Genomic DNA, 12,331 nt, shown 5'->3' on the forward strand with positions numbered 1-12,331 from the left:
ATACAATATTTAACACTCCGCTTACAATCCAAAGGATGAATATTAAGAAACATATGCTAAAATATTGATTTATCTTCCATTTGGCCCATCAAAAAAGCCATCCTGTTAACAGGACGGCTTTAAACCGAAAAAAGTTACCCGATTGTAAAAATATTGAAAAATTTTAGCTTTGGTTTTGTTGATGGCTTTTCTTGCGGCGGGCCATGCGTCCGAAGACGCCCAAAACCGGGAGCAGCAGCACGCCCGCGGTCAAAACCGAAGCCCGCACGGACAACCGGCTGCCGATCCATCCGACCACGGGGCCGCCCGCGGTTTGGCCGAGCGCGTCGGATTGGCTGACCATGGACAGCACGGTAGCGCGCGTTTTGCTTTCCAGGTTCATGTTCAGCCATGTATCGTATACGGGCTCGCTAACCGAACGCGCCGCGCTAACGACGAGCACCGATAGGAGCGCCCAAACGAAATTCGTTGCGGCTGCCAGAGACAGGATCGCCGCTACGCGGATCAGGGTGAACCAAAACATCGCGACCGATACCATGCGCCGGCTTGCCATGTCCATTTTTTTCTCGGCCAGGCGAACCCCGGCCAATCCGAGCAGCGTTGCCGCCGCGGACACGATGCCGAACCAGGCGGCCAGCGACACAGGCAGATCCGGCAATCCGATGCCGGTGATCAGAAGGCTCTGCCACAACCGGTCGTATCCCTCCGAAGCCGCGCCGCCGAGCAGGGTTACCGCCACCATCGCCAGGAGCAGCGGCTGCCTGCGCACTACGCCGGCCCCTTCAAGCCAAGTGCCTAACATTCGTTTGAAATGGGACTCTTGGAGGGCATGCTGTTTTCGCATGAATTTGGTTTCCTTCATCCAAAAGACGAGGGCGACCCCGAGCGCGGCATACAGGAAGCCCCCGGCCAAAAACGTCAAGTTCGGAGAGGCCGTGGACAGGCCTACGCTGCATGCGATGCCCATAAGCGAAGCGACCAGCGACATGCGCTGCGACTTCATCAATATGGTCCCCGCGCGCTCCTCGCCTGCTTCGTCCACCATCCAAGCGGTGTTGGCGCCGCTGACGAACGTCCAGCCGATCCCGAACAGCAATTGCGAGATGACCACCCAAGCAAAAACGGAAATGACCGAAACAAGGCCATGAAGCCACAGAATGCTCCCTTCCACGGCAAAACCGACGCCAAGAATGAACATGCCGATGATGACGGAGACCTTGCGGCTGTACGTGTCAGCCACCACCCCGGTAATGCCCTCGAAAATGAGCACGGTCAACTCCAGAATCGTCCCCATCAGCACCAATTCGAACGGGTTTAGCCCCAAAGACGCGACATGGTAAATCCCGCTGGTCGTAAACATGATGCTGTTGCCCAATGCCATCATAAAACTCATAAACACATAAATTTGTGACGCAGATTTAAAATTCAAGACAGACTCCGCCCTTCCGGCAGGCGGTGCGTCACGTAAACACATATCGCGAATATCTTTGATTATTCAAAGATCGAAAACACCTCTGCTATGACGTGCGCATCACGCTGCCTGTAGTTTTTTTCGAAAACCGCTTCCGTTTGCGCGTTGCTTCCATATCGTTTTTGAGACACTTCAATAACCTCCTGTCGGGATTCCAGGAACCCCTCTGATATTAGGACTCTGCCATCAAAAGCAAAATGATTTGCTTTTTTGGCAAACCGCCCCCAAATTAATTTGATTATACGCGGTGTTCAGCCTCCGTCACAACCATCTTTCCGTCCCTTTCACCGTCAGATCCGATCTTACCATTCTTTCATGTTCCATCATCCCGGACAGCACCTGCGTATCCTTGAGTAGGTTGCCCGTCAATATGCACAGCGCCGTCTCCTCCTTGTCGATGACCTTCTCCGCCATAAGCTTGCGGAGGCCCGCCAAGGAAGCGGCCGACGCCGGTTCGCAGCCGATCCCGCTCCGGTCGATGATTTGCTTCGACGCCAAAATCTCCTCATCCGTCACGCTGCAGGTGACGCCCCGGCAAAATTCCAATACGCGGCGCGCAGCCTTCCAGCTTGGCGGGTTCCCGATATTCAGCGCGGAAGCGACCGTCTGCGGCTGAGGTTCGGGGCGCAGCTCCTCGGCCCCCGCCGCCATCATCTTATGAAAGGGGCTCGCCCCTTCGGCCTGAACCAGCGCGATCCTTGGGCGCTTCGGGATCATCCCGAGCGTCCACAAGTCCTCGATCCCTTTGCCGATCGCGGTGACGTTGCTGAGCGCGCCGCCGGGCACGACGATCCAGTCCGGCAGCTCCCAATTCAAATATTGGGCCGCTTCATAGATGATGCTTTTCTGGCCTGCGATCCGGAACGGATTGATCGAATTGCAGACATACAGCCCCAAATCCTTGGCATGCCGCTCCAAAAAAGCAATGCCGTCATCATACGTGCCGTCAAAACGGATCACCCTCGCCCCATACGCCAACGTTTGCAGCACCTTATTTTGGGAAATGCCGCTTTCCGGCACGAATACGTACGAAGAGCTTTCCCCCATGGCGGCATACATGGCCAGCGACGCCGACGTGTTGCCGGTCGACGAGCAGGCAAATCGCGTATATCCGAGATGCCGGCCATGGGAAACCGCGACGGTCATTCCGTTGTCTTTAAAAGAACCACTGGGGTTCTCGCTTTGGGCTTTGAAGTACAGCCCGCGAATCCCCAGGCTTTTTCGGATCGTTTCCGGCGCGTACAGGCCGGTATTCCCCTCGTATTTCGTCACGATCCGGTCCTCCGGGAGTTCCGGAAAAATCAGCTCCTTATACCGCCATACGCCGCTTGCGTATACCGACATCCGTTCCCCTAACCGTTCCCGGAAAATCCCCTTCAGCTTCTCCCCGTCCAGCCCGGTCACGTCCTGCTTGACCTCCAGCCTGCCGCCGCATGGGCATTTGATGATGAATTGCTGCCAATTCCGCGTTTGGCCGCAGTGAACGCATTCCAGTTTCATTTGCCGGTTCATCCTCTCCGTTTTGGGCTTTGGCTCCAAGATACCCTTGCCCCAAGCCCTTCTCAGGATTAGAATAAGCAGAAACGTCCCATAAATCTAATATATTATATTTACGTTTTCATAATATTTTGTTATGAATTGACCACCCAAACTGCAGGAAAGGACGGGAACCCCGATGAACTTACATGCCCTGAGGTTTTTTAGCAAAGTGGCCGAAACCGGCAGCGTGACGCTTGCTTCCGAGTTGCTTCGAGTCAGCCAACCGGCGGTAACGGCACAAATCAAAAGGCTTGAGCAGGAGCTTGGCATGCGGCTGTGGATTCCCCAGGGCCGCGGCGTGGCCTTGACCGATGCCGGGCGAATGCTGGCTTCCGAAGCGCAAAGGCTGTTTGACCTGGAACGGTCGATCGAGGAGCGTCTCGAAGGAATAAAAGAAGGCAAAGAAGGCAAATTGCATCTTTCGGCGACGTATTTGCCGGCCAACTTTTTGCTGCCAAGGCTCGTTGCGGAATTTAAAAAACGGCACCCCGCCGTGGAGCTGGAATGGACGACGACCAACTCCGCCCGGGCGCTCGAGCTCCTGCTCCATTACAAAGCGGACATCGCCGTCGTCGGCGGCATTCGCGGGGAACATCCGCAGCTCTACAAAACGGCGCTTCTCGAGGACGACATGTGTTTTGTCGTCCACCCGGAACATCCTCTGGCCGGCAAGGATGTCCCGCTCGCCGAGATGCTCCGGGAGCCTTTCATTTACCGCGAAGAGGGAAGCTTCTCCCGGGAGCAGCTTCTGGCGCTGTGCAGCGTCCGCGGCCTGCCAGCCCCGGCGGTCGGGCTGCGGATGAACGGGCTGCATGAGACCCTGCGCGTCGTGATGGAAGGCTACGGCACGGCCCTTCTCTCTTCCCTCGAAATCGAATCGTTTATAACGGAGGGACGCTTGGCCAAGGTCCATGTGCAGGAAGCCAAGCTGGGCAACCCGATCTCCGCATATACCCGCAAGGAGCCTCTTCACCCCGTTGCCCGGCTTTTTTTCGAGGCGCTGGCCCGGAGCTTCAATGGGTAATCCGTCACGGGAATAGCCGCTTCGCTTTTTTCACCTCCCGCAAAGTTTCCTCTAGCTTCAGGCGGCTCTCCCTTAATCTTGCCTCCTTTTCCTGAAGGAGGGTAAGCTGCCTTTCCAGCACCTTCTCTGCGAAAAGGATCAATTCTTCGCTGCCGCAGCCACCATGACGTTTCCATTCAAACACAGCCTGAATGTCACTCAAGGCCAGACCATAACTTTTTAATTCTTGAATGACACTAAAGTCTTCTAAGTGCCTCTCCGTATACTCTCTCCTCCCATCAGGTCTTAACGACTCGATCAGCTTCAAGTCCTCGTAATGCCTAACCGTATCTTTGGTCGTTCCCGCTTGAACCACGAATTCACCAATCCGCATGGTTCTTCCCCTCCCTGCCATGAATCATAATTCAGTTTGACACGGGGTCAACCCCGTATTGTTTACTTCTTTTGGCGATAACTGCTTCAAATATGTAAAACGAAGGAGGTTTTCTCTACATGGTTCTCAGCGTTATTCTGTTTGTTTACAGTCTGGTAAGCTTGGCTGCCTCTATTGTTCTTCTCTACCGGAGGCCGGTTTCCTGCAGCGGTTTTGGCAGTGCCGCAGCCTGGTGTTCTGCGCTCTTCTTCCTGCTATGCCATCTGATTCTGGCGATCCTGGCTCTTTATCACGCTCTATACCCGCTTGCCTATCGATGGTTTATCGGATGTCTGATTATGATTTTGCTGTCACGCTGGATGAATGGGCGTATTCTTTTCGGCCGCACTCATTGGCGGCATTACGCCATTACGACGCTTCTCTTTTCTGCAGCCATGATACTTGACCGGATATTTTAAATCTTTCGCGGCTTGAAAAGCGTCGTACAAATCAGAACAACGCTCGCCAAATTCCATCAAAATGGTCGTTTTTTCGCGGTTTGGCCCAGGAAGGAATACTTCAGTTCAAACACGAATGCATACATCATAACTTGGCCGGATTTGAGCGAACTGGCGGCTGGAACCCAATGCTTTAGAATGATGGAGGGCTTTCGCATGGAATTTCGGATCATTGAAAAAAGACGCTTTTACCGTAACGGGAAAAATTCGCGAAGTTGCTACGCAGGATGAAAGCAATTTGAGGGAGATCCCGGCATTTTGGCAGGAGTGCGCCCAAAACGAAAACGGCCATGAAGCTGGACGCGTTGAAAGAGGGCGGGGAAATGTTCGGCATCTGCATGGATTTTGCTGAGGAAGGCCGGTTCGATCGGGGTTGAGGCCGCTGCGTGTGCAGACGAAACTGCGGGACTCGTCTCGCGTTATGATCCCTAAAGGGGTAAGCAAGCTCATTACTGTAAATAATCAATATTTTGTGAAATTCGAAATCACAGATAAGGTTAAAAAGAAGGAACTCTCATTGAAATTGATCCTACTACAAAAAAATGAACCGGGATTTGCCTAAGATTTTCTTGGCCGGTAACCGAAAGGCATGATCAGCTTCGCCTGCAAATTCCGCATGATTCAAAACAGCCTCGGAATTGTCCGAGGCTTGTTTTTATCGTGAGAGGTCTGCTGCCCCTCTAACATATCTAAAATACTGCGTTACATAAGCTTATTTCAACGGCGCGGTGCCTTCCCCTACCTGCAGAGCATGTTGCAGCTCCATCAGTGCATCACGAAAAGAGGGAGAGGACGGGATCTCCGGGACACGAACCCGTGCAGGAGACTCCGAACGCGCGACCGCCAGCGACATCTCATCGAAGAACTGCCTCAGACTTTGCAGCGTTTCCGGCGACTCTTTGCGTTCAGAGCCTTTCTCCGACGCCGCGATCAGCACATATCCGAAATGCTGAATTTCCGCCACGGCCGGCCACCATAAGCCGATTCGCTCGCGCTTGCGCATCGATTCGGCCAGCGCCGCGTTATAGAGCATACGGACGCGCAGAAGCAGCGTCTCCAGCTCTGCGGGCGATATCCGCTCCCCTTCCGGCCTTCCGCCCGATAGAATTTGTCCAAGCAGTACGCCCTCCTTGCGGATGACGTCCGCGATGGCCCCGGGCAGCCTGCTTGAGGAGGCCCGCCGCCATAACAGCAGCACGCCTGCAAGGCCGATGGCGCTGCCGACCATGATGTCGACGATCCGGGCGGACATAAAATAGCCCATCGCTATATCCGGATGGCTGCTTTCGGCGATCAGCAGCGCGCTGGGCGTAATGAAAATGACGGCCAGCGCGTAGTTGCGCAGGTAAATCAATTCAACGATAAACTGCAGCACTGCCATGGCCAGCGCGACGTATACGCCTTCCGGCTTCAAGGACAGCAAGGTCCCGCCGACAAACAGCCCGATGATCGTCCCAGCCGTACGCTGAAGCGCGCGGTGGACGGTACCGATCGCGGTCGTTCCCAGCATGACAGCCGCACAAGAGAGCGGAACCCAGTAAGAACGATGGAAGCCGAATCCGTAGGCAACCGCCGCCGCGATGGCGATCGTAAGTCCGTAACGGCATGCCGTGCTAAGCAGCGTCGAGTGGCGGTTGAAAGCACCGGCGAACATCAGGCGAAGCCGGTTTCCGGGCTCGTCTTTACTCGGATGGACCGTAGCCGCCGCGGAGCCGCGGAGCAGGAATTCGGCTTCCTCAATCTGAGCGGCAAGCCGCGCGTTCACATCCCCTTCCAAAGGCCCCGAGGTTGCGGCGGTCCTGATTGGCCGGATTTGCCCGGGATTCCGGATGCCTGCGGCAATGAGGCGGATGGCCTCGGCCATATCCGTTTTAGCGCCTTGATGCTGAAGCAGCATTTCCGAAATCGTCGAATAGATCTCGTTGGCCTTCTGCGATAGCCGCAGCAGGCGCTGCCCCGGCTCATAAGCACGGCGCCACCGCAGTTCCCCTCCGGACACGGTTTTGGCCGCGTTCTGCAAGGCGACGGCAGCCTGATGCTGCGCGTCGTTTTGATGCTCCGTGCCCAGCGATTCCAACAGTCGGGCAAGCGAAGCATACACCCCGGCCACGGCTTTCGTTTCCGGATGATGCGGACGATACAGCCAGCCGGCCATGCCGACCACCCACGCCCACGCTCCGCCCGCCAGCACGAACCCGGTACGCAGGGGAACCGCCGCCAGATCATGCGGAAGACTGGTACCGACGGAAAACGTCAGAATAAAAAACATCGCCGACGGCCCGGCTACCTGAAACACGCCAAAACAAAAGACTGCCGCCGCTCCTATGAGTCCGAACAGCAGGACCATCAGCCAAGGCAGGTTCCCCGTCAACGTCCCCAGACCGAATGAAGCAGCCAGCCCAAGAGCGACGAACAACAGCTTGATGGCCCGCTGTCTGTAGGTTTCGTTTGACACGTATAAAAAAGCAAAGCCCCCGATGGAGGCGCAAAGTCCGTAATCCATATGACCGGCGAGCGCGCCGATCCCTACCGGAAGGGCTGCGCTGATGGCAGACCCGAAGGCCCGGAACCACTGCAACGGCAGAGGTTTGATCCGGAACGCGTCGCTTACCTTCCCCGCCGCAGGCGCCTTTTGCGCGATTTTGCGGCGAATGGAGGCAGGTTGATGCGGTTCAATGATCATAAAGCTTCTCTCCAGTCGAAAATCTAACGTATGTCTCTTTTTCAATCAAACATTTGCAAATATCGTTAACGATGCGGCTTCAGGAAACGCGCTCTGTCAGCAAAACGCCCCTGCGACCGCATTTATTGCGTATCCTTGTTGGCTTCAACGTTATGCTGAATTTTCTGCAGGGTCGACACGAAAATCTTCAAATCGTTTTCCGGAATCCCTGCCACGACTTCCTCCGCAAAAAGCCGGTTCACATAAAAAAACAGCCGCTCCCGCAGCTCTCGGCCTTCATCGGTAATAAAAATAAGGAACGAACGCCGGTCCTCTTTGTTTTTGCCCCTTCTTACGAGCTTTTTGCGCTCCAAGAGATCCAAAATTTTGGTCAACGTCGCCTGGTCCTTATCCGTTACAAGCGCCAGTTCCTTCTGCGTGATCCCGTCCTCTTCCCCCAGTCGTTTCAGGACGGTCCACTGCTCGGGCGTAATGTCGTCTTCCTTGAAATGCGCCGTCAAATAACGAATCAGCGCCCGGCTCGTTCTGGACACCATTTGCCCGTACAGATGCTCTTTATCCTCCATGCCGGAAGCCCGGCCCTCCTTTCGTTTGCTGCTCTTGTATATATTGTATACAAACGAATTGTTTTTGTAAATATAATATGTATACAAACTATTTTCGTGATAACTAAAGTTCCGGGATGAAAGCGCTAATCGAAGCGCCAAAAGCAAAATATAATCCCCACAAAAAAGAACAGCTTCAAAAGCTGCCCTTTTGGTCTTACGCGTAAGATACCCAATAACGCCGTTTCATATAAGATTAACCGTCATTCTGCCTGCAGTTGGCCCAAAATCAACCCGGCCGCTCCGATGGCTCCCGCCTCGTTGCCGAGCAGCGCGGGGCGCACATCCGCGTCTAGCCTCAAATCAGCCATTGCATCCGACAATAGCGGCCACCAGACCTGCTTCGAATCGACCAGTCCCCCGCCGAGGATAACCGCCTGCGGATTCAAGCCCAAATGAAGATGGTTGACCGCAATCGCCAAATGCTCCGCAAACCGCCTCATCACGTCCGCTACCTGCGGCACGCCTTGGACGAAATCGTCCAACACCTCCATGCCGGACGCATAGGATTGACCGGTCGCTTCGCTAGCCAGCCTCACCAGGGCCGTTCCCGACAAATACTGCTCCATGCACCCGCGAACGCCGCAATTGCAGGGACGTCCTCCCGGCATCAGGATAGTGTGCCCAAACTCGCCTCCGTTCCAGCGCGCCCCCCGATACAGCCGGCCGCCGACCATATTGGCTCCTCCGACGCCTGTTCCGAGCGTCAGCATGGACACGTCGTCCAAATCTTTTCCCGCTCCGAGCCAGACCTCGCCGGCAAGCGCCGCATTGACGTCATTGTCCACGAATACCGGCAAGCTGCGGGCATCCTCCAAATAAGCCTTGAGGTTCGTCCCCTGCCAGCCCGGCAAATTATCGGTGGCATAGACGACTTCGCCCGTCCGGACGTTCACCCGGCCTGCCGTGCCGATTCCTATCCCTTGAATGTCGGCATGTTGAGCGAGCAGCCGATCCAGAAGCGACAACAGGTTGGCCAAAATCCGATCCTTGCCCTCCCTGGCATCGGTTTCGATTTTCCCCTGATCGAAAAGCCGCCCCGTACGATCCACGACCATGCCTTTGATGGAAGTTCCGCCGATATCGATGCCGATGACCTTCATCCTTCCCCATCCTTTCGCGTTTGATGGCACGCTAATGCACTTGTCCTTTACGCACGTCGCGAATCGCGTGTGTAAACCTCTCCGTGATCAGCTTCGGCCTCGTGATCGCCGACCCGACGACGACTGCGTGGGCCCCGAGTTCCAGGCTGTACGCCGCCTGCTCCGGAGTATGGATCCTGCCCTCCGCGATCACCGGAATGCGGATTTGCCGCACGGCCTCCTGCAGCAGCTTGAAATCCGGGTCCTTTTGCCGCGGCGAATAAGGCGTGTATCCGGAGAGCGTCGTTGAAACGCAGCTCACGCCGATCGATTCGGCATAAAGCGCTTCCTCCAGCGTCGAAATATCGGCCATGACTTTTTGTCCATGGCTCTTCATGAAAGTTACCAGTTCCTCCAGCGTTTCCCCGCCCGGCCTCGATCGGCCCGTCGCGTCCAGGGCGATGACGTCCACGCCGACGTCCATCAGTTCGCGCACCTCGCGCAAGGTGGGCGTAATATAAATCTCGCTGTCTTCATAATCCCGTTTAATGATGCCGATGACCGGAAGTTTCGTTGCCTTCTTGATGGCGGCGATATCCTGAACGCTGTTGGCGCGGATGCATACCGCCCCGCCCTGGTCGGCGGCCAACGCCATTTTGGCCATCATGTCGCTCCCGTGAAGGGGCTCATCCTCCAATGCCTGGCAGGAAACGATCAGTCCGCCCCGAATGTTCTCGAAAAAATGATCGCTCATGGCTTCATCTCCTAACGCTCTACTCGCAAGTAAAGCGGAACTTTTTTCCACCTTGTTCGCATTCATTATAGCAGCGATTAGAGATTTTCTCCAATAATAATTTTATTATGGGAGATTTTTTTCTATCAGCGACAAGCGCTGCCTTGGGCAAAAGAAAAAGCCCCGCCTCCCGGCAAAAGGGGGCATGGGCTTCATTTTCCGAAAAAACGCCGCGATTAATCCTCGTCCACGGCAATTCCTTTATCCATCAGATAATCCATCTCGGCATCGAGCACGGCTTCGACGGTCATTTCATCCAATTTGACGTCTTTGCGGCTCATGACATAGTCGACCAAATCGTCGCTGTCGATTTCCACTTCGCCATGTTCATTCGCTTCGGCAGTGTTGATGTACGTCTTTTCATGTTTCAGGACAACCCTGATGCTCTCGGGCTCAGCGCCCGTCTCAGCCGCTATGTACTGCACAAGCTCCTGCTCGTTGATTGTGCCGCTCATGGCTTTTCATCTCCTTATTTCATGTCCTAGGGAACATTGTAACATAAAAAGCGTCCGTTTCCATTTTTTCATGCAGTATTTTTACAAAATTTACAAAACTTTAACAGGAATCCGGACCGTCCGGCTCACAAGATCACCCGGCGGAGAATCCGGCCCACCCGCCAGCGATGCAGAGGAAAATGCATCAATCTGTAGTTTTCCCATCTCATCGCTTCTTTAAGCAGCCTGAGGTTCATAAGATTGGCAGAGAGCTATTCCCATTCAGTGACTTGTATTCCGCGCAAACGCGAAAAGCGCCCACATCATCCGAAAAATCATGTAAAATGGGAACATCCAAGAGAAAAAGAATTTCGGCAAGAGGAAGGCAGGAGTCAACATCGTGTTCAAAAAAGCAATCGATACATACTGGAGTCCTTACCTGGTGATGGCGATCGCCGGCGTGCTGAGCGCGCTGTACTTCGGCATCACCGGCACCGTCTGGGCCGTGACCGGCGAATTTACCCGTCTGGGAGGACATATCCTCGAATGGTTCGGCGTGGACGTTTCGGGCTGGGCCTATTTTAACCTAGTCCATATGGAAGGAACGACGTTCACCCGCACGGACGGCTGGATCGTCTGGGGCATGTTCATCGGCGCGCTGCTGATGGTGCTGCTCAGCAACAATTTCAAAATCCGGATGCCCCGCCAAAAGCGCCGCCTGCTGCAGGGGCTGATCGGCGGGTTCGTGGCCGGCTTCGGGGCCCGCATGGCGCTCGGCTGCAACCTCGCCGCGTTTTTTACCGGCGTGCCGCAGTTTTCGCTGCATGCCTGGTTGTTTATCGTGGCGACGGCCGTAGGCACCTTCGCGGGCGCCAAAATCGTCGGCACGTCGTGGTGGAAGGGCAAGCCGGTTCTGCAAAAGGGCAACACGGCCCGCATCGTCAAGGAACGCAAAAAAATCCAGCCCTACATCGGCGGCCTCATCGGGCTGGCTTATGCCGGACTGATCATCTATTTTTACGCGGACGGCAAAACGATGCTCGGCACCGCCGCCTTGTTCGGCGCGGGTTTTGGCATTTTGATTGAAAGAGGGCAAATTTGCTTCACTTCCGCATTCCGCGATTTGTGGATCAGCGGGCGCGCCACGATGACCAAAGCGATTACGCTGGGCATGGCGGTCAGCTCGGTCGTCACCTTGATCATCATCGTCGCCGGCGGGATGGACCCCGTCACCAAAATAGCGGCGCCAAGCACGCTGATCGGCGGTTTGTTGTTCGGCATCGGCATCGTCATGGCCGGCGGCTGCGAAACCGGGATGATGTACCGTTTGATGGAGGGGCAGGTCGTGTTCCTGCCGGTGTTTATCGGCAACATTGCCGGAGCCACCGTGCTGGCGTACGGATGGGATCATCTCGGCATTCAGAAGGCGCTGGTGTCGATGGGCAAACCGGTCAACCTGATCGAAGCCATGGGCCCCGCCTGGGCGCTCATCCTTACGCTTGTCCTGCTGGCGGCGGGCTTCGTCACGGCCGTCCTTTGGCAAAAAAATTACCGATTCGGCGTCGGTTTCAAGAAAGGAGAAACGCATCATGTCCATTGATTATACGCTTGATCTTCGCGGGGAATCGTGTCCTTACCCGGTCATTTATACCCTGGAAACGCTGCAGGGAATGAAAAAAGGGGAGCTGCTGCAAGTCATTGCCGATTGCCCCGCGGCATTCCGCAACGTGCCGGAGGAGGTCGTCAAACACGGCTACACGCTGGAACGGGAGCCGGTCAAAAACGGCCGCGAGCTGCTGTTTTATATCAGAGCCTAGACATAACGCCCCT

12 protein-coding genes are annotated in these 12,331 nt (G+C 55.3%); 4 read left to right on the top strand and 8 right to left on the bottom strand.

Annotated features, from left to right (window positions below; all coding sequences use genetic code 11):
- Positions 1 to 163: 163 nt before the first annotated feature.
- Positions 164 to 1,429: an MFS transporter gene (locus NYE48_RS26515; protein WP_341000453.1), complete on the bottom strand. Its 1,266-nt coding sequence runs from the start codon at positions 1,427 to 1,429 to the stop codon at positions 164 to 166.
- A 303-nt stretch (positions 1,430 to 1,732) separates the two neighbouring features.
- Entirely contained in the window at positions 1,733 to 2,971 is a 1,239-nt protein-coding gene (gene thrC, locus NYE48_RS26520; RefSeq protein WP_212951416.1) for a threonine synthase, read from the bottom strand.
- Between the two features lie 175 nt (positions 2,972 to 3,146).
- Between thrC and NYE48_RS26525 the strand changes: the two genes are divergently transcribed.
- Positions 3,147 to 4,034 carry a LysR family transcriptional regulator gene (locus NYE48_RS26525; protein ID WP_341000454.1) on the top strand — a complete coding sequence of 296 codons (888 nt, stop codon included), beginning with the start codon at positions 3,147 to 3,149 and terminating at the stop codon, positions 4,032 to 4,034.
- A 4-nt stretch (positions 4,035 to 4,038) separates the two neighbouring features.
- Here the strand turns inward: NYE48_RS26525 and NYE48_RS26530 are convergent, their stop codons facing one another.
- Positions 4,039 to 4,407, bottom strand: coding sequence for a MerR family transcriptional regulator (locus tag NYE48_RS26530; protein WP_036706184.1), 369 nt, complete (start codon positions 4,405 to 4,407; stop codon positions 4,039 to 4,041).
- A gap of 119 nt (positions 4,408 to 4,526) precedes the next feature.
- Here NYE48_RS26530 and NYE48_RS26535 point away from each other — a divergent pair, with 119 nt between their 5' ends.
- Positions 4,527 to 4,865: a hypothetical protein gene (locus NYE48_RS26535; RefSeq protein WP_036706183.1), complete on the top strand. Its 339-nt coding sequence runs from the start codon at positions 4,527 to 4,529 to the stop codon at positions 4,863 to 4,865.
- A 751-nt stretch (positions 4,866 to 5,616) separates the two neighbouring features.
- On the opposite strand, the gene NYE48_RS26540 is transcribed toward NYE48_RS26535, so the two are convergent.
- The 5 genes from NYE48_RS26540 to NYE48_RS26560 all read right to left on the bottom strand — a co-directional run bounded on the left by NYE48_RS26540 (position 5,617) and on the right by NYE48_RS26560 (position 10,522).
- Positions 5,617 to 7,587: an FUSC family protein gene (locus tag NYE48_RS26540; protein WP_341000455.1), complete on the bottom strand. Its 1,971-nt coding sequence runs from the start codon at positions 7,585 to 7,587 to the stop codon at positions 5,617 to 5,619.
- 122 nt (positions 7,588 to 7,709) lie between these two features.
- On the bottom strand, positions 7,710 to 8,153 hold the full coding sequence (locus NYE48_RS26545) for a MarR family winged helix-turn-helix transcriptional regulator (RefSeq protein ID WP_341000456.1): 444 nt from the start codon (positions 8,151 to 8,153) through the stop codon (positions 7,710 to 7,712).
- A 242-nt stretch (positions 8,154 to 8,395) separates the two neighbouring features.
- Complete coding sequence (locus tag NYE48_RS26550) at positions 8,396 to 9,295, bottom strand: ROK family protein (RefSeq protein WP_341000458.1); 900 nt, start codon at positions 9,293 to 9,295, stop codon at positions 8,396 to 8,398.
- 31 nt (positions 9,296 to 9,326) lie between these two features.
- Positions 9,327 to 10,028 carry an N-acetylmannosamine-6-phosphate 2-epimerase gene (locus NYE48_RS26555; protein ID WP_341000459.1) on the bottom strand — a complete coding sequence of 234 codons (702 nt, stop codon included), beginning with the start codon at positions 10,026 to 10,028 and terminating at the stop codon, positions 9,327 to 9,329.
- Positions 10,029 to 10,243: 215 nt separating this feature from the next.
- Positions 10,244 to 10,522: a hypothetical protein gene (locus tag NYE48_RS26560; protein WP_036706178.1), complete on the bottom strand. Its 279-nt coding sequence runs from the start codon at positions 10,520 to 10,522 to the stop codon at positions 10,244 to 10,246.
- A 424-nt stretch (positions 10,523 to 10,946) separates the two neighbouring features.
- Between NYE48_RS26560 and yedE the strand changes: the two genes are divergently transcribed.
- Positions 10,947 to 12,101: a selenium metabolism membrane protein YedE/FdhT gene (gene yedE, locus NYE48_RS26565; protein WP_445324088.1), complete on the top strand. Its 1,155-nt coding sequence runs from the start codon at positions 10,947 to 10,949 to the stop codon at positions 12,099 to 12,101.
- Positions 12,091 to 12,318, top strand: coding sequence for a sulfurtransferase-like selenium metabolism protein YedF (gene yedF, locus NYE48_RS26570; RefSeq protein WP_036706176.1), 228 nt, complete (start codon positions 12,091 to 12,093; stop codon positions 12,316 to 12,318). Before yedE ends, yedF begins: the two co-directional genes overlap by 11 nt.
- The last annotated feature ends 13 nt before the right edge of the window (positions 12,319 to 12,331 follow it).

Source organism: Paenibacillus sp. FSL M7-1455, assembly GCF_038004655.1.
Taxonomy (GTDB): domain Bacteria; phylum Bacillota; class Bacilli; order Paenibacillales; family Paenibacillaceae; genus Paenibacillus_AQ; species Paenibacillus_AQ cookii.

What these genes read in the sequence shown, in the direction of transcription:
- thrC (WP_212951416.1), bottom strand. Translation starts at nt 2,971, where the DNA reads ATGAAACTGGAATGCGTTCACTGCGGCCAAACGCGGAATTGGCAGCAA.
- NYE48_RS26525 (WP_341000454.1), top strand. Translation starts at nt 3,147, where the DNA reads ATGAACTTACATGCCCTGAGGTTTTTTAGCAAAGTGGCCGAAACCGGC.
- NYE48_RS26530 (WP_036706184.1), bottom strand. Translation starts at nt 4,407, where the DNA reads ATGCGGATTGGTGAATTCGTGGTTCAAGCGGGAACGACCAAAGATACG.
- NYE48_RS26535 (WP_036706183.1), top strand. Translation starts at nt 4,527, where the DNA reads ATGGTTCTCAGCGTTATTCTGTTTGTTTACAGTCTGGTAAGCTTGGCT.
- NYE48_RS26540 (WP_341000455.1), bottom strand. Translation starts at nt 7,587, where the DNA reads ATGATCATTGAACCGCATCAACCTGCCTCCATTCGCCGCAAAATCGCG.
- NYE48_RS26545 (WP_341000456.1), bottom strand. Translation starts at nt 8,153, where the DNA reads ATGGAGGATAAAGAGCATCTGTACGGGCAAATGGTGTCCAGAACGAGC.
- NYE48_RS26550 (WP_341000458.1), bottom strand. Translation starts at nt 9,295, where the DNA reads ATGAAGGTCATCGGCATCGATATCGGCGGAACTTCCATCAAAGGCATG.
- NYE48_RS26555 (WP_341000459.1), bottom strand. Translation starts at nt 10,028, where the DNA reads ATGAGCGATCATTTTTTCGAGAACATTCGGGGCGGACTGATCGTTTCC.
- NYE48_RS26560 (WP_036706178.1), bottom strand. Translation starts at nt 10,522, where the DNA reads ATGAGCGGCACAATCAACGAGCAGGAGCTTGTGCAGTACATAGCGGCT.
- yedE (WP_445324088.1), top strand. Translation starts at nt 10,947, where the DNA reads ATGGCGATCGCCGGCGTGCTGAGCGCGCTGTACTTCGGCATCACCGGC.
- yedF (WP_036706176.1), top strand. Translation starts at nt 12,091, where the DNA reads ATGTCCATTGATTATACGCTTGATCTTCGCGGGGAATCGTGTCCTTAC.